Source organism: Bradyrhizobium sp. KBS0727 (genome assembly GCF_005937885.2).
Taxonomy (GTDB): Bacteria; Pseudomonadota; Alphaproteobacteria; order Rhizobiales; family Xanthobacteraceae; genus Bradyrhizobium.
In genome coordinates this window covers 7,036,505-7,060,858 of sequence record NZ_CP042176.1, presented here as the reverse complement: position 1 = coordinate 7,060,858, position 24,354 = coordinate 7,036,505, and the positions used below count along the sequence as shown (strand labels likewise).

At 62.0% G+C, this 24,354-nt stretch carries 24 protein-coding genes; 12 read left to right on the top strand and 12 right to left on the bottom strand.

The features are described from left to right. Positions 1–87: 87 nt before the first annotated feature. Positions 88–1,377 (top strand): dicarboxylate/amino acid:cation symporter, encoded by a 1,290-nt coding sequence (locus FFI89_RS33015; RefSeq protein ID WP_138831624.1) that lies wholly within the window; start codon positions 88–90, stop codon positions 1,375–1,377. 11 nt (positions 1,378–1,388) lie between these two features. Beyond that, the gene (locus FFI89_RS33010; protein ID WP_138831623.1) at positions 1,389–2,342 is read left to right on the top strand and encodes an amino acid ABC transporter substrate-binding protein; all 954 of its coding nucleotides are present in this window, start codon (positions 1,389–1,391) and stop codon (positions 2,340–2,342) included. Positions 2,343–2,399: 57 nt separating this feature from the next. Here FFI89_RS33010 and FFI89_RS33005 read toward each other — a convergent pair whose 3' ends face one another. Next, positions 2,400–3,362: a RimK family alpha-L-glutamate ligase gene (locus FFI89_RS33005; protein ID WP_138831622.1), complete on the bottom strand. Its 963-nt coding sequence runs from the start codon at positions 3,360–3,362 to the stop codon at positions 2,400–2,402. 315 nt (positions 3,363–3,677) lie between these two features. Here FFI89_RS33005 and FFI89_RS33000 point away from each other — a divergent pair, with 315 nt between their 5' ends. The 3 genes from FFI89_RS33000 (at position 3,678) to FFI89_RS32985 (ending at position 7,344) form a co-directional block, all read left to right on the top strand. After that, positions 3,678–4,451 (top strand): ferredoxin--NADP reductase, encoded by a 774-nt coding sequence (locus FFI89_RS33000; protein ID WP_138831621.1) that lies wholly within the window; start codon positions 3,678–3,680, stop codon positions 4,449–4,451. A 208-nt stretch (positions 4,452–4,659) separates the two neighbouring features. Continuing rightward, positions 4,660–5,532 (top strand): patatin-like phospholipase family protein, encoded by an 873-nt coding sequence (locus FFI89_RS32990; protein WP_246669328.1) that lies wholly within the window; start codon positions 4,660–4,662, stop codon positions 5,530–5,532. Between the two features lie 180 nt (positions 5,533–5,712). Then, entirely contained in the window at positions 5,713–7,344 is a 1,632-nt protein-coding gene (locus FFI89_RS32985; RefSeq protein ID WP_138831620.1) for an FMN-binding glutamate synthase family protein, read from the top strand. Between the two features lie 133 nt (positions 7,345–7,477). Here the strand turns inward: FFI89_RS32985 and FFI89_RS32980 are convergent, their stop codons facing one another. The 4 genes from FFI89_RS32980 to FFI89_RS32965 form a co-directional block, all read right to left on the bottom strand. Further along, entirely contained in the window at positions 7,478–8,323 is an 846-nt protein-coding gene (locus tag FFI89_RS32980) for a transporter (protein ID WP_246669327.1), read from the bottom strand. An 87-nt stretch (positions 8,324–8,410) separates the two neighbouring features. Next, positions 8,411–10,402 carry a carbohydrate porin gene (locus FFI89_RS32975; protein WP_138831619.1) on the bottom strand — a complete coding sequence of 664 codons (1,992 nt, stop codon included), beginning with the start codon at positions 10,400–10,402 and terminating at the stop codon, positions 8,411–8,413. Positions 10,403–11,014: 612 nt separating this feature from the next. Further along, positions 11,015–11,281 carry a hypothetical protein gene (locus tag FFI89_RS32970; protein WP_138831618.1) on the bottom strand — a complete coding sequence of 89 codons (267 nt, stop codon included), beginning with the start codon at positions 11,279–11,281 and terminating at the stop codon, positions 11,015–11,017. A 125-nt stretch (positions 11,282–11,406) separates the two neighbouring features. Then, complete coding sequence (locus FFI89_RS32965; RefSeq protein ID WP_138831617.1) at positions 11,407–12,231, bottom strand: creatininase family protein; 825 nt, start codon at positions 12,229–12,231, stop codon at positions 11,407–11,409. A gap of 182 nt (positions 12,232–12,413) precedes the next feature. On the opposite strand from FFI89_RS32965, the gene FFI89_RS32960 reads away from it, so the two are divergent. From FFI89_RS32960 to FFI89_RS32940, 5 genes are read left to right on the top strand one after another with little or no spacing between them, the layout of a single operon-like run. Then, on the top strand, positions 12,414–13,433 hold the full coding sequence (locus tag FFI89_RS32960; RefSeq protein ID WP_138831616.1) for an ABC transporter substrate-binding protein: 1,020 nt from the start codon (positions 12,414–12,416) through the stop codon (positions 13,431–13,433). 6 nt (positions 13,434–13,439) lie between these two features. Beyond that, on the top strand, positions 13,440–14,246 hold the full coding sequence (locus FFI89_RS32955; RefSeq protein WP_138831615.1) for an ABC transporter ATP-binding protein: 807 nt from the start codon (positions 13,440–13,442) through the stop codon (positions 14,244–14,246). Further along, positions 14,243–15,031, top strand: coding sequence for an ABC transporter permease (locus FFI89_RS32950; RefSeq protein WP_138831614.1), 789 nt, complete (start codon positions 14,243–14,245; stop codon positions 15,029–15,031). Before FFI89_RS32955 ends, FFI89_RS32950 begins: the two co-directional genes overlap by 4 nt. Continuing rightward, positions 15,031–16,020 carry a 2-hydroxyacid dehydrogenase gene (locus FFI89_RS32945; RefSeq protein ID WP_138831613.1) on the top strand — a complete coding sequence of 330 codons (990 nt, stop codon included), beginning with the start codon at positions 15,031–15,033 and terminating at the stop codon, positions 16,018–16,020. Before FFI89_RS32950 ends, FFI89_RS32945 begins: the two co-directional genes overlap by 1 nt. Beyond that, positions 16,020–16,715 carry an AprI/Inh family metalloprotease inhibitor gene (locus tag FFI89_RS32940; RefSeq protein WP_138831612.1) on the top strand — a complete coding sequence of 232 codons (696 nt, stop codon included), beginning with the start codon at positions 16,020–16,022 and terminating at the stop codon, positions 16,713–16,715. The genes FFI89_RS32945 and FFI89_RS32940 overlap by 1 nt, the downstream gene beginning before the upstream one ends. Positions 16,716–16,734: 19 nt before the next feature. On the opposite strand, the gene FFI89_RS32935 is transcribed toward FFI89_RS32940, so the two are convergent. Then, on the bottom strand, positions 16,735–17,202 hold the full coding sequence (locus FFI89_RS32935; protein WP_246669325.1) for a GDSL-type esterase/lipase family protein: 468 nt from the start codon (positions 17,200–17,202) through the stop codon (positions 16,735–16,737). Positions 17,203–17,436: 234 nt separating this feature from the next. On the opposite strand from FFI89_RS32935, the gene FFI89_RS32930 reads away from it, so the two are divergent. Then, positions 17,437–17,832, top strand: coding sequence for a YciI family protein (locus FFI89_RS32930; protein ID WP_138831611.1), 396 nt, complete (start codon positions 17,437–17,439; stop codon positions 17,830–17,832). Positions 17,833–17,860: 28 nt separating this feature from the next. Further along, positions 17,861–19,153: an RNA polymerase sigma factor gene (locus tag FFI89_RS32925; protein WP_138831610.1), complete on the top strand. Its 1,293-nt coding sequence runs from the start codon at positions 17,861–17,863 to the stop codon at positions 19,151–19,153. A gap of 111 nt (positions 19,154–19,264) precedes the next feature. Here the strand turns inward: FFI89_RS32925 and FFI89_RS32920 are convergent, their stop codons facing one another. The 6 genes from FFI89_RS32920 to FFI89_RS32895 all read right to left on the bottom strand — a co-directional run bounded on the left by FFI89_RS32920 (position 19,265) and on the right by FFI89_RS32895 (position 23,837). Continuing rightward, positions 19,265–19,576: a putative quinol monooxygenase gene (locus tag FFI89_RS32920; RefSeq protein WP_138831609.1), complete on the bottom strand. Its 312-nt coding sequence runs from the start codon at positions 19,574–19,576 to the stop codon at positions 19,265–19,267. Between the two features lie 158 nt (positions 19,577–19,734). Continuing rightward, positions 19,735–20,148 (bottom strand): nuclear transport factor 2 family protein, encoded by a 414-nt coding sequence (locus FFI89_RS32915; protein ID WP_138831608.1) that lies wholly within the window; start codon positions 20,146–20,148, stop codon positions 19,735–19,737. A 42-nt stretch (positions 20,149–20,190) separates the two neighbouring features. Further along, positions 20,191–20,286, bottom strand: a complete 96-nt coding sequence (locus FFI89_RS35480; RefSeq protein WP_168213126.1) for a JAB domain-containing protein — start codon at positions 20,284–20,286, stop codon at positions 20,191–20,193. Between the two features lie 207 nt (positions 20,287–20,493). Beyond that, positions 20,494–21,684, bottom strand: a complete 1,191-nt coding sequence (locus FFI89_RS32905; protein ID WP_246669324.1) for an ABC transporter permease — start codon at positions 21,682–21,684, stop codon at positions 20,494–20,496. Positions 21,685–21,725: 41 nt separating this feature from the next. Continuing rightward, complete coding sequence (locus tag FFI89_RS32900; protein ID WP_138831605.1) at positions 21,726–22,457, bottom strand: ABC transporter ATP-binding protein; 732 nt, start codon at positions 22,455–22,457, stop codon at positions 21,726–21,728. Positions 22,458–22,484: 27 nt separating this feature from the next. Next, the gene (locus FFI89_RS32895) at positions 22,485–23,837 is read right to left on the bottom strand and encodes an efflux RND transporter periplasmic adaptor subunit (RefSeq protein WP_138831604.1); all 1,353 of its coding nucleotides are present in this window, start codon (positions 23,835–23,837) and stop codon (positions 22,485–22,487) included. Positions 23,838–24,354 lie beyond the last annotated feature (517 nt).

Genomic DNA, 24,354 nt, shown 5'->3' with positions numbered 1-24,354 from the left:
GGCAAGTGCGCCGATCGTCGCGACGGTGTTGCGTCGGTTGCGGAATCTGCCAAACTCCCGCCCGCCGGAACTTACGGGGGTGAGAAAATGTCCAGCAGGTTTACGCAGTTCATTCTGATCGCGATGGCGCTCGGCATCGTGATGGGAACATTGGTTTTCAACTATCTGCCCGACAGCCGGGTCGAAATCGCGGCCGACGTAAACCTGATCGCCATGCTGTTCCTGCGCCTGATCAAGATGATCATCGCGCCGCTGGTGTTCGCCACCCTGGTCGGCGGTATCGCGCACATGGGCTCCGGTGCCAAGCTGGGCCGTATCTTCGCCAAGACCATGGGCTGGTTCGTCAGCGCCTCCTTTGTTTCGCTGCTGCTCGGCCTCGTGATGGTCAACCTGCTGCAGCCGGGCGCCAACTTCCCCGGTACGCTGCCCGACAAGGCGCAGTCGACCGGCCTGCCGGTATCGGCCTTCTCGATCGAGAAGTTCCTGACCCATCTGATCCCGACCTCGATCGCGGACGCGATGGCGCAGAACGAAATCCTGCAGATCGTGGTATTCGCGGTGTTCTTCGCCGTCGCGCTCGGCGCCATGCCGGAGCGGTCGAAGCCGATCATGTCGCTGATCGACGATCTCGCCCATATCATGCTGAAAGTGACCGGCTATGTGATGCTGTTCGCGCCGGTGGCGGTGTGGGCTGCGATTATGGCGACGGTGTCGAAGAACGGCCTCGGCGTGTTGTGGAAGCTGATCGTGTTCATGGGCGGCTTCTATCTCTCGCTGATGATCCTGTGGGCCATCCTGGTCGTGGTCGGCTTCGTCGTGATCGGGCCGAGATACAGCCACCTGCTGCGGCTGATCCGCGAGCCGTTGATGATCGCGTTCTCGACGGCCTCGTCCGAAGCCGCCTATCCGAAGACGCTGGAAGGCCTCAACAAGTTCGGCGCCTCGTCGCGGATTTCCGCCTTCGTGCTGCCGCTCGGCTACTCGTTCAATCTCGACGGCACGATGATGTACTGCACCTTCGCGAGTATCTTCATCGCGCAGACCTACCATATCGACATGCCGCTCGGCACCCAGCTCGCGATGCTGGCGACGCTGATGATCACCTCGAAGGGCGTCGCCGGCGTGCCGCGCGCCTCCCTCGTCGTGATCGCCTCGACGCTCAGCCAGTTCGGGATTCCCGAGGCCGGCCTGCTGATGATCATGGGTATCGATACGTTCCTCGACATGGGACGCAGCGCCACCAACGTGATCGGCAACTCGCTGGCGACCTCGGTGGTCGCGAAGTGGGAGGGCGAACTGAAGGCCGAGCACGAGCTTGGGCCCGATGAAGCCGTGCCGTCCGATGCCATCGCCGGTGACGCCGTGCCGGCGCATTGAGGGAGAGATGCATGCATCAGTCCCCAAGGAAACCGATAAGCAGAACACTTGGCAGGCCGATAGGGGTAAGCGGCCTGCTGCTGGCAGCCTGTCTGCTGGCAACGGGAGCGTCAGCCCAGACCGATGGCAACGAGGGGCTTAGCCCCACGCTCGCCAACATCAAGAAGACCCATGTCGTGCGGCTCGGCTTTCGCGAGAGTTCGCCGCCGTTCTCGTTCCTCGATCAGTCGAACCGGCCGATCGGCTACAGCCTCGAACTCTGCGAGGCGGTGGTCGAGGAGATCGGGATCGAGGTCGATGACCCCAACCTCAAGATCGAATACGTCAAGGTCACCTCGGACGATCGCATTCCGGCGGTGACGCAGAACAAGATCGATCTCGAATGCGGCTCAACCACCGCCAATGCCGAACGCGCCAAGCTAGTGGCGTTCTCGCCCTTGATGTTCGTGGCCGGCACCAAGTTGATGGTGCCAAAGGCCTCGACGATCTCGGCGCCGGCGGACCTGAAGGGCAAGACCGTGGTGGTGACGAAAGGCACCACCAACGAGCAGGCGATGCATAATGTCGACAAGAAGTTCGCGCTCGGCCTCAATATCGTGGCGGCGCCCGACCATGAGCAATCCTATCAGATGCTGGTGGACGGCAAGGCCGACGCGTTCGCGACCGACGACATCCTGCTCTACGGCCTGATCGCGCGGCACAAGTCCCAGGATAAGTTCAAGGTAACGGGCGAATATCTGTCCTACGATCCCTACGGCATCATGTTTCGCAAGGGCGAGCCGCAACTGGCGGCGGTGGTCGAGCGCACCTTCCGCAAGCTCGGTTCGAACCGCGACCTGATTCCGCTCTACAACAAGTGGTTCGTCGCGCGGCTGCCGACCGGCGAGAAGCTCAACGTCGCGATCTCGCCGCAGCTCGAGGAGGCCTTCAAGGTGCTCGACGACACGCAAGGGACGAGTAACTAGCCGAACAACGTGGTGAAGGTGCAAAGGCGGGCTTGGGCGCGACCCAGGCCCGCCGTTTTATTGCCCGGCGTTCGAGCCGAAGATCGTGTCCAGCGCCGCAGCGTAGGCTGCGTCGACCAGTTCCGGATGGGACTGGTTCAGCGCTTCCATCATCACGCCCGAATTGATTTCCAGGACTTTCCAGCGACCGTTGACGCGGACCACATCGATCGAGCCGAACCGCATTTCGATCGATCGCGCCGCCGCCACGGCAATCGCAATGCAGGCGGCGGCCCGCGCTTCATCGTGCGCGAGAACGACGGCTTGCGCTCCCGCGCCGAGATTGTGACGCCAGTTCAGCGCGTGGCGCCGGCCCGCGGGCGGGACTTCATCGAGCGAGGCCTTGCTGATTTCGCCTGATAGCCCCGACAAGACCTTCGATAGTCGTTCGGCGGGGATCGTTGCGATCGCCAATTCCAGAACGGAGCGCGTGCCGTCGCCAATGACCGACAGCCGGTTCTTGCTGAAAACGACGATCGGCCGATAGTCGATCAGGATGACCCGGACTTCATCCTCGATATCCACGTAAGGCGAAATGGCGAGACTTCTTTCGGAGGAGAAAATCTCGTTCGCCGCGACTTCAAGTTCCGGTTCGGTCCGGACCTTGAAGACGGAAATTCCGCCGGTGCCTTCGTTGGGCTTGACGACAATGCCTTCCGGATTCTGCTGCAGCAGATCGAGCATCGCCGTCCACGCTCCGGCCGGCGTTATGTACTTGTACATCCTCGGGCTCAGGAACGCGGTGTGCGGCACGCACGGGATGCCGCAGATTTCCAGAACGTCCGCGGTCGCGGCCTTATCGTTCGCGATGCGATGGGCGACCGCGCTGTTGAGTCCAAGGTCATATCCAAAGGCGAAGCGCCGCTTTGACCCGCGCGTCATGACAATGAGCCAGCCCTGAGCTCTCAGTTCGACTTCGATGCCGTGGCTGGCGCAGTATTTTCTGACGGCGCCTACGAAAGCGCGTTCGCCGTTGATCATGCCTGATTTTCCCGCTCTGCCATCCAAGTGCTATTTTCCAAGTGCTTTTTGGAGGTAATTTATTGCCAGATCGCCGACGATTTCAGCAAGTTAATTGCGTGTGCGCCGGTAGCGTTAACAGACCCCGATTGAACCTTTCTAAAAATAAACCGACTGCCATGCGGAGTTCTCAATTGCGCGTCAATGCATCTTGACTATCTGCATGATTGGCGCAATGCACACGTCAAATCGCCAATGATTTCGGGGGTTTTTCGCATTTTGTGACCCGAAAAACCGAAACGTTCTACTCCAAGACGTCAGGAAAAACGAAAACACATGAGCGCGTTCTATAGAGAGAAAGTTCTTTCTGTCCGGCATTGGACCGATACGCTTTTCAGCTTCACCGCCACCCGCGATTCCGGCTTCCGCTTCCAGAACGGCCAGTTTGCGATGATCGGCCTCGAGGTCGAGGGACGTCCGCTGCTGCGCGCCTACAGCATGGCGAGCGCCAATCACGAGGAGGAACTCGAATTCTTCTCGATCAAGGTCGCGGACGGGCCGCTGACCTCGAAGCTGCAGAAGATCAGGGAAGGCGACGAGATCCTGGTCGGCCGCAAGGCCACCGGTACGCTGATCACCGACAACCTGATTGCGGGCCAGCGGCTGCTGCTGCTGTCGACCGGCACCGGCCTTGCGCCGTTCGCGAGCCTGATCAAGGACCCCGACGTCTACGAGCGGTACGAGAGCATCGTGCTGGTTCATGGCTGCCGGCAGGTATCCGAACTCGCCTATGGCGAAGAACTGGTCGCAAAGCTCCGCGACGATGAACTGTTCGGACCGCTGCTGTCGGAGAAGTTGTTGTATTATCCGACGGTCACCCGCGAGCCGTTCCGCAACCGTGGCCGCATCACCGACCTGATCACGTCGGACCAGTTGTTCAACGATATCCACCAGCCACCGCTCGATATCGCGACCGACCGCATCATGATGTGCGGCAGCCCGGGCATGCTGGAAGAGCTGCGCCAGATGTTCGAAAGCCGCGGCTTCCTCGAAGGCAGCCACAGCCAGCCCGGCCATTTCGTGATCGAGAAGGCGTTCGTCGAGCGCTGAGATTCCAGTCATTCCGGGGCGATGCGGAGCATCGAACCCGGAATCTCGAGATTCCCCGGGGTGCAATTGCACCCCTGAGGTCTGGTCCTACGGACCATCCCGGAATGACGTCGCGGTTAGTAGCTTTCTCCGCTCACGCGCTGTTATAGACTTTCCGAACGCCGTGCGGCACCTTGCCGACGCGGCGACATCGGGGAGCGAGTGCGCTGTGGCGGTACGCGATGAGATCGGGCGAGCGAAGACCGCCTTTGTGTTCGCCGGCGGCGGCAGCTTCGGCGCCATTCAGGTCGGGATGCTGCATTCTCTCGCAGCCCACGGCATTAGCGCGGACATGGTGGTCGGCTCCAGTGTCGGAGCCTTGAACGGCGCGTTCTACGCCGGCGACCCGACCCTCAAAGGGGTGGAGAGACTGCAGACCATCTGGCGCGGACTGACGCGGCAGGATGTCTTTCCAATGAGCTGGCGCACGGTGCTGAGTTTTCTGTGGCGCCGCGATTTCCTCATTCCCCATGACGGCATCCGCAAGCTGATCGAGGATCATATCCCCTATCGCAATCTGCAGGATGCCAAACTGCCGCTGCATATCGTCACGACCGATATCGTCTCCGGCGACAGCGTGGTGTTGTCGGAAGGGCCGATCGCGGAGGCGATCGTCGCCTCCACTGCGATCCCCGGCGCGTTCGCGCCGGTCCATTACCGGGATCACTACCTCGCCGATGGCGCCATCTCCAGCAACACGCCGATCCAGGTTGCCGTGAAGAAGGGTGCCAGGCGCCTGATCATCCTGCCGACCGGGCACGCCTGTGCGACGCAGACGCCGCCGGTCGGCGCGGTTGCGAATGCACTGCATGCGTTGACGCTGCTGATCGCGCGCCAGCTGGTCAGCGAGCTGGAAAGCCTCGGACCCGAGATCGAATATTTCGTGGTGCCGCCTTTGTGCCCGCTGGTTGGATCGCCGTACGATTTCTCGCGCACATCAGATCATATCGAGCGCGCCATCCAGACCACCGACGCCTGGCTAGCCCAGCACGCCCTCCAGGAAGGCAGAATTCCCGACGAGATGCGGCCGCATGGTCACTGAGCGGCGCCGTTACGCTGCACTGCAATAGCTTTCCTATCGACGCACTCCCGGCGAGTCGGGCCTCCAAAATTTTACCGATCGCTGTCACATCCGCGATTGCCGGTGCGTATCGTATGGTGCTTATTCGATTGATTGGACTAAGCTACCGATCGACAAACAATAATCCGGCTGAGGGATTTTATGGAAACGCTGCTGCTTCCGTTCTCGCCACGCTTCATCGTGCTGACGATCTGCGCCGTCGTCACGGCATTGCTGCTCGGGATCGGGATTTTCGACCATAACCCGAAGATATGGGAAGTCGTGCTGATCCCGGTGATCATCTTCGCCGCGCTGACGCTTCTCGGCCTTCGCGACCTGACGCAGAAGGGCCACGCCGTTCTGCGCAACTATCCGATCTCGGCGCATATCCGTTTTTTGCTCGAAGAAATCCGGCCCGAGATGCGGCAGTATTTCTTCGAGAGCGAAAAGGACGGCATGCCGTTCAGCCGCGACACCCGCGCGCTCGTCTATCAGCGCGCCAAGATGGTGCTCGACAAGCGGCCATTCGGCACCCAGGAGGATGTCTACCGCGAGGGCTATGAGTGGATGCACCATTCGGTGGCGCCGAAGCCGCGTGCCGAGGAGCAATTCCGCATCACCATCGGCGGCCCCGATTGCACCAGGCCATACTCGGCGTCGGTGTTCAATATCTCGGCGATGAGCTTCGGTGCGCTCAGCCCCAATGCGGTGCGCGCGCTGAATGCAGGCGCCAAGAAGGGCGGCTTCGCGCACGACACCGGTGAGGGCGGCGTCAGCCCCTATCATCGCGAGAATGGCGGTGACATCATTTGGGAGATTGGCTCCGGCTATTTCGGTTGCCGCAACCGCGACGGAACGTTCAATCCGGATGAGTTCGCGCGGGTCGCGACCGACGATCAGATCAAGATGGTCGAGCTCAAGATCAGCCAGGGCGCCAAGCCCGGTCATGGCGGCGTGCTGCCGGCGGCCAAGGTCTCGGAGGAGATTTCCAAAATCCGGGGCGTTGCCATGGGCGAGGATTGCATCTCTCCGGCCTATCACCGGGCGTTCTCGACACCGTTGCAGATGATGGCCTTTATCGGCGAGATGCGAAGGTTGTCCGGCGGCAAGCCTGCCGGCTTCAAGATGTGTATCGGTCATCCCTGGGAATTCCTGGCGATCTGCAAGGCGATGCTGCAAACCGGGATCTACCCCGACTTCATCGTCATCGACGGCAATGAAGGCGGCACCGGTGCTGCGCCGCTGGAGTTCATGGACCATCTGGGCATGCCGATGCGTGAGGGTGTCAATTTCGTTCACAATGCGCTTATCGGCATCAATGCGCGGGACCGCATCAAGATCGGCGCCGCCGGCAAGATCGCGACCGCCTTCGATATTGCGCGGGCGATGGCGATCGGCGCCGACTGGTGCAATTCGGCGCGCGGGTTCATGTTCGCGCTGGGCTGTATCCAGTCGCTGAGTTGCCATACCGATCGTTGCCCGACCGGTGTTACGACCCAGGACCCCTCGCGCAATCGCGCGCTGGTGGTGCCGCACAAGGTCGAGCGGGTCTATAACTATCACCACGCGACGCTGCATGCGCTGACCGAACTGCTCGCCGCCGCGGGCCTCGATCATCCCCGGGATATCCGGCCGATTCATTTTTCGCAGCGGAGTTCGACCACGGACGTCCACTCTTTCGCGCAGCTCTACCCGTCGCTGCGGCCCGGCGAATTGCTCGAAGGCACCGAGGATCCGCGCTTCCGCGATGCCTGGGCGATGGCGCAAGCGGAGTCGTTCCAGCCGGTGGGATGAAATCATTCGTCGATGATCTATGTAACCCGGATGAGCGCAGCGATATCCGGGGGCGACGTGAGCGTGTTCCCGGATGTCGCTGCGCTCATCCGGGCTACGAGGCTCGCTGCGGTCGGTTGAACTTATCGAGGGATTACCGCACCGACGTGCGAAACAGATCGTCGAACCGGAATGAATAGCCGAGGCCGATGATGTAGTTCGGCGAATTCCGGTTGAGGCCGAATGCGAGGTGGAAGTCGATCTGCTGGGTCTTGGTCAGGAGATATCCGCCGCCGGTATTGAACAGCTGCGCGCTGCTTCCGCGCGAGGGATAATCGCCGACATATTCGACGAACAGCGACGCACGCTCGGTGACCTTCTTTTCGAGGACGAATGTCGCCTCTGTGGTCTGCCTGTTGGCAAGACCGGACGGGAAGAACAACGTCGTCACCATGCCGCTGGTCCCCCAGCCGCCGCCGATCTCATACGACCACGGAAATTGCAGGTAAGGCTGCAGACCGGGGCCGGCGATTTTCGGCGAGCCGGTCGGCAATCCGGCTCCCGCCGTCACCGATAGATTCCAGGGTTCCGGAAGCGAGCCGAACTGCCATTTGATGGCCGGCGCCACATTGCCGAAGCCAGAGTCGGCATTACCCTTCAGGCGGCCGACATAGTCAGGCACGTCGACCAGAATCTCGAGGCAGGGCGCGATGCCGAGCCTGAGCCGGCTGTTGGTGCCGTCGAACGTCTTGTCCATGCCGCGCCGCGTTGTGTTGATGCCGTTTTCGCCCTGCAGGCTGCCGACGGGAACGACGAGGCTCGAGTTCGTGACATCCGGCCGGTCGGTGGCGATCTCCGACGCCGAGGTCGGACATTCTCCGGCCTGCGCGAGCGCCGGTACACCGGCGGCAAAAACAAGCGCCAACGTCATCCCAAGGCAAATCTCGGCCAGGATCAGCCGGAACGGCACGCGCGTCATCCTCCGCTTACGGATATCCACGGGGACTATATCCCCGTTTGCGGGCCTTTATTCCCGGTGCGGCTTCGGCGCGTGATTTTGCTGTTCCTGGGAATGCCCGCGTGAGTCCTAGAACTCGCCGTGGAGACGGCCGGAGAAGATATGAACCGGGCCGCGGTCGGCGTTGTAGGCGGGATTGGTGATCAACTGGTAGTCCGCCGTGAAGGTGAAGTGCTTGTCGATGGCATAAGCGTAGTATGTCTCCAAGATGCGCTCGTGGCGGTAGTTGAGCCGGCCGTCGCCGATCAGCAGGCCGAGGCCGCCGGCGGCTAGGAAATCACGGTGCGCGCTGGACAACCCGTTGACCGCGCCACCGATGCCGATGGTGTCGCTTGCGCGTCCCCAATAGCTGCCTTTCACCGACAGGCCGCCCGAAATGCTGCGGTCGATGTCGGTGAACGACAGAATCTCGTTCTGCCCGTCGTTCCAGCTTGCGCGACCAAACAGGCCGACATCCCGTGCGATCTGCTGCTCGGCATTGGCATAGAAGCCGTATTTCGGATTGTCGCGGCGAATGCCCGCCATGACCGTGTTGATATCCAGCGCCGGGTTCGTGGCTTCGATCGCCAGCGCGTCGCGATAATTGCCGGTGTTGCCGCGCGTACCGAATACCCCGAGCCGCAATTTGCCCGGCTGATCGAAGATCGCGTAGCGGCCCTCGAATTCGACCACGGCGCCACCGGTCTTGAAGGTAAGGATGTCGCTGTTGGGCGCAGAGGGCACCTGGAACAGCCCGGCGCGTACCGCCCAATCCTTGCGATTGAGTTCGGCCACGGCGCCGCGTGTGTAACCGGGCAGGTCGGCCGGAAAATCGTAAGCCGCCGACGACCACATCGCCCAGTTCATGAAGTCCGCGCGCGGATCCTTGGCATAGGAATTACCGTCGAAGAAATCGCCGATCGCAAAGCGCCCGACGACCAGCGTGATGCGGTCGATGTCGCGTTTCCCCGCCAATTGGTTGGCCGCGTCCGGGACCTCTTCCTGCTCGCCGCCGAGGCCGAAGGTCTGTTTGATGTAGTAGCGCTGCGCGCGAATTTTCGGGAAGGCGGCACCGGCCTTTTGCGCTTCGCCGTTCGGGAATCCTGCCAATCCGAGCGTGCCGTTCAGGCCAAAACCCTGCGCAAGTTCCGGATTGAAATAGAACTCACCGCCTTGCCACAGCCGCGCGCCGACAAACGCGGTCGTGGTCCAGGTCGCCTGCAGTTGTCCGGCGCCGGGAAGACTGTTGGCGCCGGCATAGGGCGAACGAAAGCTGGGATAGGCCTGCGGCAAAAAGGTGGTTTGCGCGTGCACATTCCAGTCGTTCGATTCCGGAAGCAGCGGTTTTCCATCGGCCGGCGCAATCCACGGGGTGTCACCGAACCGGTAATTGAGGCCGAGTTTGACGAGATGGATGCGGGGGTCGACGTTAATTCCCGGCAGGGCGAAGCCGCTGAGGTCGTACATGCGCCGCGACAGATCGATGTAGCTGTATTCGGCCTTTGCGCTCCAGTTACCGCTCACCGCGAACTCGGCGCCGGCACCCGCGGTCCAGCCGGTGTGGTATTGCCCCGGCGATGAGATGAGGTCTCCGGCTGCGTCGTGGATATTGACGTGGGTGTGTCCCCAGGCAAATCCGCCGGTCAGATAGGGCATCCAGCGCCCGAATGCGTAACCAATGCGGCCGCGCAGGGTGCCGGTATAGTCGATGGTGCTGTTGAACGGGGCGGGCGTCAGCGCCGCTCCGTCCATCGGGCTTGGAAACGACGCGTCCACTTCGATGCCAAGCACGACTTGGTTCGAGAACTGCCTGCTATAGCCAGCTTGGTAGCCGCCGATCAGTCCGGTCGTGCTGTGCGGCAGGAATACGCCCTGCTCGGGAAGCGGGTTAGTTCCCGGTCCAAGACTTCCGCCGCCATAGCCGAAGTGGCCGCCGATATAGAACCCGGTCCAGTCGTAGACGGCTTTGTAGACGGGCGCCTTGAGCGTCATGTCGGCTGCCCGAGCAGCCCCGCCCAGCACGAGCGTGCCGAACGCCACGCCAGCCAGGACATGATTCAGGTATCGGCGGTCGCGGTTCATCGTGCGGACATTTCGCAAAGGCTGCGGTGGTCTCGCACCATCACTGCAGATTTGAAGGCCTGCCGCCACCCAAGAAATAAAAGTCATCAACCCCGCCGCCCCCGGTCGGATTTTCATGATTCTCCCGGTCCAGGCCAGACCCGGGGGAACACACCCATTCATTTCCATGACTTATTGCAAGTAATTCGCAATAGCAACAAGACTAAACAGCGCACCCGTTGGATGGCATTCTGCGATGACAGTTTTGCAACGGGGCCCCCGGGGCCGAGCGGTGAGCGCCAAAAAGGTTGACCCGCCCGGGGGGACAACCGGGCGGGTCGGGTGCGGCACGGGGTGGATAAGGCGCCCGTGCCGAACGCAGGATCCATCAGCGAAGCGTTTTCAAGCGAAGCATGCCCTCGGACTTGATCCGGGGGTGGCGAACCGGTTCGCGTGAAGAAAACGCGTCAAACAAGAAGCGAAGCGTTTTCAAGCGAAGTGGTGCCCGGTTCGCGTAAAGAAAACGCGTCAAACAAGAAGCGAAGCGTTTTCGAGCGAAGTGCTGTCCGGTCGTTCGAGATCGATTGGCTTGAAGAAAACGCTTCTCAAACAGAAATCAGTTCAGTCGATCAGTCAGTAGCCGCAGTTACGAACGCGGCCCATGTAGTTGCCGTAAGCGTCGTACTGGCGAACCCAGCCGCAGCGGCGATAGCCGTCGTAGTAGTAACCGTCGTTGCTGGCGGCGATCGCGGTGCCGACGATGGCAGCGCCGACGAGACCGGCTCCAACGCCCCAGCCCCAGCCGAGCGGCTTGGCTTGTGCCTGGCTGGTGGATGCGACCGTGCCGGTAACGGCAAGCGCGGCGAGAGCGAGAGCGGCAATCCTGGTCTTGATCGACATTGGAAACTCCATCCGTCTACAAGCGGCCATTGTGGTCCGCATGCCAGTTGGACGGAGGCTTGCCGAATCTGGTTCGAATTCCTCGATGGGAATTGGGAAGATCAATTATTGCGTAGTTATTACAATTATTTAGAGGGCTTATTCGGGCCGGAGGCCAGCCGGTTCACGTCGAAGTTATCGACGTCGGCGAGCAATTCGCAGAACGCGCGCGCACCATGATCGAGCAGCTTCTCGCCCTTCGCCGCGGAGCCGTTGGTGGCGTCGCCGACCGCGCCGCTTGGGTGCAGATCCTGCACCTGCCAGGCGAACGCGGCGGGCCGTTGTGTCGAGAGCCAGCGAAATTCCTTTTCCATCGCAATGCTGGTGGGACGAAAATCCGCGATCGCTTCCTGGCGCACGGCGTGCGGATAGCGCGCCAGCATGATCGAGGTTTCGACCGCGCCGCCGTGAATGCCGTGGCGCAGCTCTTGCGCCGAGAACAGTCCATCCGGTACGCCGAACCGCGACCAACTCGTGGTCACCGCGAGCAGCCGGTGTTTGGCGCGCAAATCCTGCGCAACCAGCATCATCGCAGCACTATTGCCGCCATGGCTCGTCACCATCACGAGCTTGCGGATGCCTGCGCGCGCAACGTCTTCGCCGAGCGCCATCCAGTTCTTCAGCGCGACGTCGGTCGGCAGCGTCAGCGTGCCCGGAAAATCGGTATGCTCGGTGGAAATGCCGACCGGCTGCATCGGGAGGAAGGTGACGGGGATCGTCGGGGGCAGCAGCTCGCGCACCCGCGCCAGATAGGCCTCGCCGATCATGACATCGGTTTCCAGCGGCAAATGCGGGCCGTGCTGCTCGGTCGCCGCCAGCGGCAGCACCGCGATCCAGCGCGCCGCCTCGGTCGCGGTGACATCGGGCCACTGGATGTCGGTCCAGTCACGGGGTGGAACAGGCGAAGTCATCGAGCGAAGCGTTTCTTTGGATGAATTTGCAGGATAGTTTGTTAGTTATTCCGGGGATTGATCCGCAGGCCTTGGATAACACGCATCGAAGACCCTGGGGACGTGATCCACGTCCAATGCCTTCCTATCATGTTCCCATCATCTTCCTAATCTTGGGCCAGAATGATCGACGGAGTCCAACCATGAACCCGGCCTTTTTGCCGCGAGCGTTAACCGCGGGCCTTGTGGCGTTGGCCGCGGCGCTGATGCCGGCGCGCGCCGAAACCCTCGACAAGGTTTCGTTCGGAACCAATTGGGTGGCGGAGGCCGAACATGGCGGTTTCTTCCAGGCGGTCGCCGACGGCACCTACCAGAAATACGGCCTCGACGTCACCATCGTGCCGGGCGGACCCAACACCAACAACCGCATGCTGCTGACCGCCGGCAAGCTCGACTTCTTCATGACCGCCAACACGCTGCAATCCTTCGACGCGGTCGCCAACAAGGTGCCGCTGGTGACGGTGGCCGCTATGTTCCAGAAGGATCCGCTGGTCCTCCTGACCCATCCTGAAATCAAGATCAGCAAGCTCGAGGATCTCAAACCGCTGACCCTTCTGGTGTCGAAGGAGGGGCTCGCGAGCTACTTCCAGTGGTTGAAGTCCGAATACGGTTTTAACGAGAGCAAAGTCAAGCCCTACACCTTCAACCCGCAGCCCTTCATCGTGAACAAGCAGAGCGCGATGCAGGGCTATGTCACCTCCGAGCCCTATGCCGTGCAGAAGGCCGCAGGCTTCACGCCCAACGTGGTGCTGATGGCCGATTACGGCTGGAGTGCCTATTCGACCCTGATCGAGACCCGCACCGAGATCGTCGACAAGAAGCCGGACCTGGTGCAGCGCTTCGTCGATGCCTCGATCATCGGCTGGTACAATTATCTCTACGGCGACAACAAGCCGGCGAACGCGATGATCAAGAAGCTCAACCCGGAAATGACCGACGAACTGCTCGCCTATTCGCTGGGCAAGATGAAGGAATACGGCATCGTCGATTCCGGCGACAGCATGAAGGACGGCATCGGCGCCATGAGCGACGCGCGGGTCGCGAGCTTCTTCGACAAGATGGTGCGGGCCGGCGTGGTAAGCCGCGATATCGACTACCGCCAGGCCTACACGCTGCGCTTTACCAACAAGGCCGTCGGTCTCAACCTGCGGCCGAAGAACTGACGCCAGATGGCGGATATCGCATTGTCCGAGACAGATACTGGCAGCGTCGCCGTGCGGCTTCGCGGTGTCACCAAGGTCTATGACAACGGCGTCACCGCGTTGGGGCCGCTCGATCTCGACGTGGCGCGCGGCGAATTCGTTTCGCTGCTCGGGCCTTCCGGTTGCGGAAAGTCGACCGCGCTGCGCCTGATCGCCGGACTGGCGACACCGAGTTCGGGCACGGTGAGTGTTTCGCATCAAGCCGGTGTGGCCGATCGGCGCCATTCCATCGGCTTCGTGTTCCAGGAGCCGACCCTGATGCCTTGGGCGAGCGTACAGGAGAATGTTCGCCTGCCGCTGAAATTGTCGCATGCCCCAGGAAGGGAAGCGGATGCGCGCGTCCGCGAGGCGCTGGCGCAGGTCGGCCTCGCCGAATTTGCCGATGCATTTCCGCGCGAATTATCCGGCGGGATGAAGATGCGGGCCTCGCTGGCGCGGGCGCTGGTCACCGATCCGGACATTCTCCTGATGGACGAACCGTTTGCTGCGCTCGACGAGATCACGCGCTTTCGGCTCAACAACGACCTGCTCGAGCTGTGGCGCAACCTGAAGAAGACCGTCGTCTTCGTCACCCATTCCGTGTTCGAGTCGGTCTATCTTTCGCAGCGCGTGATTGTGATGACATCGCGGCCCGGACGCATCGCAACCGAATTTCGCATCGATACACCGGAGCCTCGCGTCGAGGATTTTCGGATGTCGGCCGGCTATGCCGGTTATTGCCGCGAGGTCTCCAGCGCCCTGTCGCCCTCCTATTCGGGGGTGTCGGGCGCATGAGCTCGCTCCCAAGCCTCGGTCGCATCCTGCTTCCCGTCATCGTGCTGGCGGCGGGCCTCGTCGCATGGGAAGTCGTGGTTGATGTCAACGACATCCAGCCTTATGTGTTGCCGGGGCCGCTTGCCGTGTTCGAGACGCTGGTCAGCGACTGGCCGGTGCTGTCGGAATCGCTCGGCGTCACGCTGCTGACGACGCTGGAAGGGTTCGTCGCCGCAGCCGTCGGCGGCGTCGCGCTGGCGCTGTTGTTCAATCAATCAAAAGTGTTGGAATATTCGCTGTTTCCCTATGCGGTCATCCTGCAGGTCACGCCCGTGATCGCGATCGCGCCGTTGCTGTTGATCTATCTGCCGCAGCAGACCGCGGTCATCGTCTGCGCCTGGATCGTCGGTTTCTTTCCGGTACTGTCGAACACCACGCTCGGGCTGAATTCGGTCGATCGCAATCTCGCCGGCCTGTTCCAGCTCTATGGAGCGTCGCGGCTGCAGACGCTGCGATACCTGAAACTGCCGGCGGCGCTGCCCTACATCCTGGGCGGCCTGCGGATCGCGGGCGGACTGTCGCTGATCGGCGCCGTCGTCGCCGAGATCGCGGCGGGCACCGCGGGCGCCGGCTCCGGTCTCGCGTTCCGGATTGCCGAATCCGGCTACCGCCTCAACATTCCCCGAATGTTCGCGGCGTTGCTGCTACTGTCCGTCGCCGGGATTGTCATCTATGGGCTGCTGGCGCTAATTTCACATCTGGTACTACGGCGCTGGCATGAAAGCGCGCTCGGAAAGGAAAACTGATGGCTGCCGCGAATATTTCATCCGAGAAGATCGATCTTCTGATCTACGGACCGATCAGGCCGATCCTCGAGAACGGCTTTTCGGACCAGTTTATCCTGCATACCGCGGAAACGCGCGCCGATCTCGAACGGCTGACGCCGGACACGCTGGCGAAGGTCCGCGGCATGGCGGTCACCTATCACTCCGTGCCGGCCGACAGGAAGGCGCTGTCGCATTTTCCGAAGCTCGAAATGATTGCAAGCTTCGGCGTCGGCTACGACCACGTCGATTGCGGTTACTCGCGCGAGCACGATATCGTCGTCACCAACACGCCCGACGTGCTGACCGAGGAGGTCGCCGACGTTGCGATGGGGCTCTTGATCGCGACCGTGCGTGAATTCGTCAAGGCCGACCGCTATTTGCGCTCCGGCCTGTGGCAGACCCAGAACTATCCCTTGAGCGTCGGCTCGCTGCGCGACCGCAAGGTCGGGATCGTCGGCATGGGCCGGATCGGACAGGCGATCGGACGCCGGCTGGAGGCCTCGCGCGTCCCGGTTTCCTATCACTCGCGCAATCCGTCCTCGGCGGTGTCGTACCAGCACTATGGCGACCTGATGGAGATGGCGAAGGCGGTCGATACGCTGATCGTGATCGTGCCCGGCGGCGCCGCTACCGCGAAAATGATCAACGCCGACGTGCTGAAGGCGCTCGGACCGCGCGGTGTGCTGATCAACGTCGCGCGCGGTTCGGTGGTCGACGAGGAGGCGCTGGTCGCGGCGCTGAAATCCGGCACCATTCTGGCGGCGGGGCTCGACGTATTCGCCAACGAGCCGAGCGTGCCCGACGACCTGAAGTCGATGCAAAATGTCGTGCTGTTGCCACATATCGGCTCGGCTTCGGTGGTAACGCGCAATGCCATGGATCAGCTCGTGGTGGACAATCTGAAAAACTGGTTTGCCGGCAAGGCGCCGCTGACGCCCGTTCCGGAAACCCCGGTGAAGGGGCGCTGATGTTTTCCTGCCGCTGGGTCATCGCGTTGTCGGCACTGCCAGTGCTTGCGTCGCCGGTCGCGGCGCAGGATGCCCCGAACCTGAAGAAAGACATGGTCGGCCAGTGGGAGCTGGCGACCACCGAGCGCAGCAAGACCTGCGTCGTCACGCTGAAGGGCGATGCGACGCCGCAGGGACTTAAGCTGGAACTAGAGCCCGGCTGCGCGGCGGCGCTGCCGTTCACCAAGGATATCGCCTCCTGGAACATCAAGGGGCTCGGCGACATCGTGCGGCTGCAGGACGCCGCAGGCCAGCCGGTGATCGATTTTACCGAAGTCGAGAGCGGCATCTTCGAAGGGCTGCGCACCAATGAGGGCGTCTACATCCTGCAGAACCTCGCGGCCGCCCGCTCGCTTGCCAAATCGATGGACCAGATGATCGGCGACTGGTCGATGGTGCGCGGTAACGGCCAGGCGGTGTGCGGCCTGACGCTGACCAACACCGAGGCCGGGCAGGACAATTTCCAGGTGTTCCTGAAGCCGAAATGCGATCCCGCCGTCGCCGCCTTCGCGCCGACGCAGTGGCGGCTCGATCACGGCCAGATGCAGCTGATGTCGTCCAAGGGCGAGACCTGGCAATTCGAGGCCGACGACAACGCGCAATGGCGGCGGGTGCCCGACAGCGCCGATCCGCTGATCATGATCCGCGGGCAGTAGCGGCGCCCGCCGATCGCCTCTAGCGGCCGATCGCCCCCGCGACCTGAGACGCGATCTGCTCGGCGAGCATGCGGTAGCCTTCCGGGGTCAGGTGTTGGCCGTCGGGCTGATGCGGCAATCCCCTGAACGTGCCGTTTGCGATCATGATAACCGGGATACCACGGGCGCTCAGCCGGCTCTGGATCTCGGATGTCCGATCGGGCGAGCCCTTGCGCCGGTCGTTGCCGCCGGGCTGCAGGATGACGGCGCTGGTCCCGTTCGGCACGGCGTGATCGAGCCGCCGCAACATGCCCTCGGTCGTATCGCCATTGATGCCGGCATTTACGACATGAATGCCGGCCCCCTTGGCTCGCAAAATCGCTTCGAGTTGCGCGGGATAGGCCTGATTGCGCGCGACCCCCTTGCCATAGGTGTTGCTCGCTCCCAGCGCCACGATCGTCGCGGCATCAGCCGACGCAGGCACGAAATTCGACAGGGCTGCCAGCACTGCAAGCACCCCCAAAATACCAGACCGAAGGGTGCGCGATCTCACAGCTTCCTCCCAAGTATTGATCCGGATATCCTATCGGGCCGGCATCCTGGGTTGCAATCAGCTTCACGGGGCCGTTTGAAAGATTTTCAGGTTGCCTGTCGATTCTCAGCGGTTCCGTTCGTCGACCTCAATAGCGAGACAGTTTTGCGGCGATCGTCGCCGCGGCTCGCCTCAAACGGGAGTTTTCCGATGCGCTTCATGTATGTCGTTACCTCGCCCCAGCCCAACCGGGGCCCGACGCCGGCCCTGATGGAAGCCATGCACAAGCTGGCCGAGCGGGAGATCAAGGCCGGCCGCATGCTGGACAGCGGCGGGCTGATGCCGGTCTCGATGGGTGCCCAGGTCAAGATATCAGACGGCAAGCTCAGCGTCGTCGACGGCCCGTTCGTCGAGACCAAGGAGATGATCGGCGGCTACGCGATCTTCGAACTGCGCAACAAGGAAGAGGCGCTGGCTGCGGCAAGGGAGTTCATGCAGCTTCATCTCGACCACATGCCGGGCTGGGAAGGCACCTGCGAAGTCCGCATGATGGCTTCGCCGGAGGCGGAAATAGCCTGCCAGGCAGATGCCAAGCTCGCCTCTTGAGCAAGCGGTCCCGGCAACGTCGGCGGCGATGACGGCCGCCGACGTCAACAGCACCATCCTCGCGGTCTGGCGGATCGAACAGCCGCGGCTGATCACGGGCCTGTCCCGGATGCTGCGCGACGTGCCGTTGGCCGAGGACCTCACCCAGGAAGCGCTGCTGGCGGCGCTCGAACATTGGCCCAGGACCGGCGTGCCGGACAAGCCCGGCGCGTGGCTGATGGCCTCCGCCAAACGCCGGGCGCTGGATCATCTGCGCCGCCGTCACATGCTCGCGCGCAAGCACGAGATGCTGGTGCGCGACCTGGAGCAGGAGCAGCAGACGATGCCCGATCCGGACGCGGCGCTGGACGACGATATCGGTGACGAGCTGCTTCGGCTGATCTTCACGGCCTGCCATCCAAAGCTGTCGCGCGAGGCCCGGGCGGCGCTGGCGCTCAAGATGATCTGCGGCCTGACGACGGAAGAGATCGCGCGCGCCTTCCTGCTGCCGGAAGCCACGATCGCCCAGCGGATCGTGCGGGCGAAGCGGACGCTCTCGGAATCGGGCCTTGCCTATGAGACCCCGCGCGGCGAGGAACTTTCCGAACGCCTCGCTTCGGTGCTGGAGGTCGTCTACCTCATCTTCAACGAAGGGTATGCGGCGGCCCGCGGCGACGAATGGCTGCGGCCGCAGCTCTGCAACGACGCGCTGCGCATGGGCCGCGTGCTCACCTCGATCGCGCCGCAGGAGGCGGAGGCGCACGGCCTGCTGGCGCTGATGGAACTGAATGCCTCGCGCACGTCGGCACGTACCGACGCCGCCGGAGATCCCATCCTGCTGATGGAGCAGAACCGCGCGCTATGGGATCAGCTCCAGATCCGGCGCGGATTGCTGGCGCTGGCGCGGGCGCACCAGCTCCGCGGTAGCGGCGGTTTCTATACGCTGCAGGCGGCGATCGTCGCCTGCCACGCCACAGCGAGCACATCGGATGAAACCGACTGGCCGCGCATCGTCCGGCTCTATACCGAACTGGCTGATCTGGTGCGCTCGCCGATCGTCGAACTCAACCGCGCAGTGGCGGTCGGCATGGCCGAAGGCCCGGCTGTGGCGCTGGCGGTGGTGGAGGCGCTGGCGCACGAGCCGGCGCTGAAAGCCTATCATCTGCTGCCAAGCGTCCGTGGCGATCTGCTCCAAAAGCTCGGCCGCTTCGAAGACGCGCGTGCGGCGTTCGCGGCCGCCGCAGAACTCGCAGGCAACCGCCGCGAACGCGACCTGATGCTTCGGCGCGCTGCTGAAGCTGCCGCTATAACGTTTTCGAGCGAAGCATGCCCTCGGACTTGATCCGTGGGTGGACACCGGTTCGCGTAAAGAAAACGCGTCAAAATAAAGAGTAGAGTCCGGGTTCTGTTTCAATCAGAACCCGGACTCTAGCGCGCAAAAGCCGGTCTGAATTCAGATGAACCGGAACTGCGACCGCTCGCGTTTGGCGAGTTTGGCGATCGCCTGGCCGACGATGATGTTCTTGAAGTGCTCGGTCTGCTGATGGTCGGCGAATGCCGCTTCGCCGGCGAATACCTCGTAGAAAAAGAATTCCCTCGGCTTTGCGATGTTTTGGTGGATCTGGAATTCCTTGACGCCGGGTTCGCGCTGCGCCTGCGGCAGGAAATCCTGCAGAAGTGCAGCGACCGCGCCTTCCTGGCCCGAATTGACTTCCCAGAAGGCGGTGACGACCAGGTTCTGGTTCGTGGTGTTGGTGGCTGTCATGATGTTCTCCCGTCAAACGGCGCCGGTCGATTGCGATCGGCGGCTGAGGGAGAGTATGCCCATTTCCTGACATGAATGCTTCGGCTACGGTCGAATTGTCAATGTCGGCGCCGGATGGACCGGCTTTGCCGTTGGCGCGTTTCGTCAACGGTCGCGCATTATGTGGGCGGCGAGTCGAGGTAAACATAAAGAGCCGCGATCTTGCCGTCCCGTGCGATGATGAAATCCACACCGGTGTACACGGGCGTTTCGCCTTTCGGCCCAGAGCCCCACGCCAGGCGTCCCGAATTGTGCAGAACCTGCGGCGAGCCAAGCGGTGTATAAACAAAATGTGGATGCGTCGCTCGGAGATCGCCGGCGAATTTGTCCAGTGCGTCGTGACCGACGAAAGTCCCGGGCGGCACGTACAGCACGCAGTCCTCGGCATAAAGTTCCTGGATGGCGTTCCTTCGGCGAGCCGGATCACCTTCACCGAATACTTCCGGAAGGTTGCGGTTGAGCAGCGTTTCGATGCCACTCACATCTACGCCCACCGATGGCGGGGCACTGTTCTTGCTGGCATGCTGGTTCATCGGAGCACTCCTTGTTGGTGCGGCGATGATATGGTTGCGGTCTCAATCAGCGAAACAGAAATAATTGAAAGTCATCGTTTCAGTTTTGGTGCATGGGGCCTGCGACGGCGTCGGATCGCCGGAGGGATGGTTGTGCACCAGATAAGTACGCGAGCTAACAGATCGATGTGTTTTGATTGTCGTCCTGGATCGTGCGCGAGGGGACGGCGATTGGGGGCGGCAAGAGGTGCTTGTTCGTGACGATCCCGCTGCCGCGAATTCGATCACGCCAGGTACCTTTACGGCACGGCAGGTCACCAAATCATCTTAACAGAGAGGATGGAAATGAGAGTTCAGCTCTCTCGCCTATTCGAAGCGTAATGCCACGATAGGATCAAGCCGCGCGGCGCGATGGGCCGGATAGAGGCCAAACGAAATCCCGATAAGCCCTGCAAATCCGCAAGCCAGGATGATCGCCCATGGGCTGATCAGGATGGGCCAGCTGGCTTTCCAAGCGATTGCGACTGCCGCGGCGGCTCCCAGCGCCGCACCCACAAGGCCTCCCAGCAACGCCAGGATCAAGGCTTCGATCAGGAATTGCCATCGGATATCGCTGCGGCTGGCCCCAACGGCCATGCGCAAGCCGATTTCGCGGGTGCGCTCGGTCACCGAAACCAGCATGATGTTCATGATGCTGATGCCGCCAACGATCAGCGAAACCGCTGCCACCGCGATTAACAGAATGCCGAGAATCCGCACGGCGGCCCCACGTGCAATCAGGACATCCGCCGGATTCTCGATCCTGAAATCGCTGGGGGCATCCCCGCGAATGCGGTGCCGCTGCCGAAGCAACGCCTCGATCTCGCGTTCCATCTCTGACATCGCGGCCGCATCCGACACCTTGATCGAGATGAAATCCAATGCTTCTCGGGTCGTGCCGCGCACGGCGCCGAGCACGCGGCTCTTTGCAGTCGACAGCGGGATGAACACGACATCGTCCTGGCTGCGGCCGGCCGCGCCCAACCCCTTTTTGTCCAGCACACCAATCACGGTGAAAGGGACGTTGCCAATCCGGAACGTCTCTCCGACTCCGGCACGCCTATCGAAGAGCTCCTCGACGACAACCGACCCTACGATGGCAACTTTGGCTCCAGATACGATCTCGTCGCCCGTAAAGGATCGGCCGTCGGCAATTTGCCATTCGCGTGCCACTAGATAGTCGGCGTTAATTCCAGCCACCAGTGTCACCCAGTTCTTGTTTGCGGCCACGAGGGGCATGGAGCGCGACAGCAGCGGGGCCGCGACCTGAGCATCCACCAGTTCGCGGCGGATAGAAGCGGCGTCCTCTTCGGTCAGCGTGGGCTGTGTTCCGGATTCCAGCCTCGCTCCGCCGGAATTTCGGGCTCCGGGCATCACAAGCAGGAGGTTGGCTCCTAGCGTGCGGATCTTCTCCGAAACTTCCGCCTGTGCGCCCGCTCCCACCGATACCATGCAGACGACAGCTGCGACGCCAACGATGACCCCAAGCACGGTCAGGGCGCTCCGCAGTTTGTTCACGCGAAGTGCTCGCGTGGCTATACGCAAGCTCTCCAGGGGGCTCATTGGGGAGAATCCAGGGTGGTGGCGTTCAGCAGCGAACGCTTGTCTGATGCCGCGGCATCCTCGATGACTCGCCCATCGTGCAGGGTGATTTGTCGCTGCGCATGGTCGGCGACGTCGGTGGCATGCGTGACCATGATGATCGTGTGACCATCGCGATGAAGGCGCTCAAACAGCGATAGAATCTCGTCGCTGGTGCCGCTATCGAGTGAGCCGGTCGGTTCGTCGGCCAGGATGAGAGCAGGCTCGTTCACGATCGCACGGGCAATGACGACCCGCTGCTGCTCTCCGCCCGAGAGTTGATTCGGCCAATGATGACCGCGGTCGGCCAAACCTACGCGGTCAAGCGCATCTTGGGCTCTGTGACGCCGTTCGGAGCCGGCAACGCCGGCGTAGACAAGAGGAAGTTCGACATTTTCCAGCGCGGTTGCCCGCGGCAGCAGGGCTGGCAGTTGGAATATGAAGCCAATCTCTTGGTTTCTGATGGTCGCGCGCGTGTCCGTGCCCAGCTTTGCAGCTTCTCGGCCCTTGAGCGCATATTCGCCGGAATCCGGCCGCTCCAAAAGACCCAAAAGGTTCATCAGGGTCGACTTCCCCGAACCCGAGCGGCCGCGGATTGCAACAAACTCGCCGGGCTCGATCGAGAGCGACACGTTTGATACCGCACGGATGGTCGTTCCCCCCGAGGGATAGTGTTTTGAAATTCCGACGGTCCGGACCAGTGGCGGCATGCAAAAATCCAGTTTCAAGATCCAACCTTAGAATCCAAGGCGAACGCCGAAGTAGCCCCTTTGCTTCTGCGAGTTGGCAACCCCGATGATGACCTGCTGGCCCTCGTCAAGCGTACCCTCCAGCAGTGCTGCGCTGTTGTCGTCGCTTGCGCCGAGCCTCACGGCAACCGGGTTCGGTCGCCCGTCGTTGCCGACTAGCCAGACGGTAGCGGATCCCCTGGAGGAGGCGGCTTCGTTCGCACTCGGGTGACGTGACGCAGGACCGGCGCCGTTTGGCCGGAAGCGCAGTGCCTGGCTCGGAATTTTGAGGATCTCGCCGGTATCACTCACCACGATGCGAAGCTGCGCAGTCATTCCCGGCAACAGCAAAAGGTCCGGATTTGGTGCGGACACAATTGTCGTATAGGTGACGACGTTTTGCACGACCTCGGGAGCCTTGCGGATCTGTAGAACAAGTCCGCTGAAGGTTCGATCCGGATAAGCGTCCACTGTGAACTGGGTCGCCTGGCCCGGCTTCAACTGCCCGACATCGGCTTCGTCGATCTTGCCATGGACCTCCATCTCGCGGAGATCGTTCGCGATCTTGAATAATGTTTTGGCTTCGAGGCTGACGGCGACGGTTTGTCCCGGATTGACATCCCGCTTGATGATGATCCCATCGATCGGCGCGCGAAGCACGGTACGATCGAGATCAAGTCGCGTCTGATCCAGCGCGGCCTGCCTCTGCTCGACTACAGCCACGGCATTCTCGAGATTGGCGTCGGCCATGTACTTTTCCGCTTCCGCAATCGCGATGGCCTCCTCTTTCATATGAATCTGCTCGAGGGAAGCGCGCAGGTCGGCAGCCCCGGCGTCGCGCAGAGCTTGCGCCTGACTCGAGTCTCGCTCCGTTCCGCTTCCGGTGCGCGCCAGCTCGCGCTTTCGCAGGAGATCTCTCTCCGCTTCATCTTGCCTGGCCTTGTTTGCCGCCGACTGAGCCTCCGCCAGTTTCTTGGCGGTCTGCGCATTCGTCACCGCGACCGTCGCTCGTTCCAGCGCCGCCTTTTCGACTTCGGCAGTCGCCCTCGCTACCCTCAGTGCGGCTTTCGCTTCATTGACGCGGGCAGCGAAGATCTCCGGGTCGATCTGCGCGATCGGTTGCCCGGCCTTTACGGTATCGTTGAAATTGACGAACACTTGCGCAATTCGTCCCGACAGCTGCGAACTGACATCGACGCTGACAACTGCCTCGATCGTGCCGCTGGCCTTCACCAAAGTAGAGATGCTGCCGCGTTCGACCGGTGCGGTGAGGAAGGTAGGGGCCGGGCTTTCCTGGCCATAGGTGTAGCCCAGCCCGACTATGAGCGTGCAAAGTAGACCCGCCACAACTACGAAACGCATGTGGCTATCATCCTGTCTCAACCGTTTGCGGTTCTCCTCGAGGCGTCAACGCACGCCTTGACGCCAAGTGAATGGGTCGAACGAGGGCGCGTCGCCTGATGGCGGACACCCCAGCCCTACGGCGCCTGGAAGCAAGCGACGTCGTACTGGGCGACGGCGTGGGCAGGATTACCGACGCCACCTGGCGCCGTCGGGTTGCCTGGGTTCCCAGCATAGGGGGTCGGCAGGAAGGGCGGGGTGGTCGAGGTTCCCGTATTGAACGCGGAGCCGTTCCCGCTGGTGGAGCCGCCCGGCCCGCCGCCGATAACAACGCCGCCGGTAGTCGTACTGTTACATGTTATGCCGTTATTTGTACCGGGCTGCCCCGTGGTCCCTGTAACCGTATGGGGATTCGCGGCCAGCACTACCCCGGCTGACGGAAGCAGCAGGCAAGCGCCGACAGTGAGAGAAGCTAACACGTGTTTCATCTCTGCACTCCCTTTCAAGACTATGTTGAAGCATTGAAGATGGGTTGTTC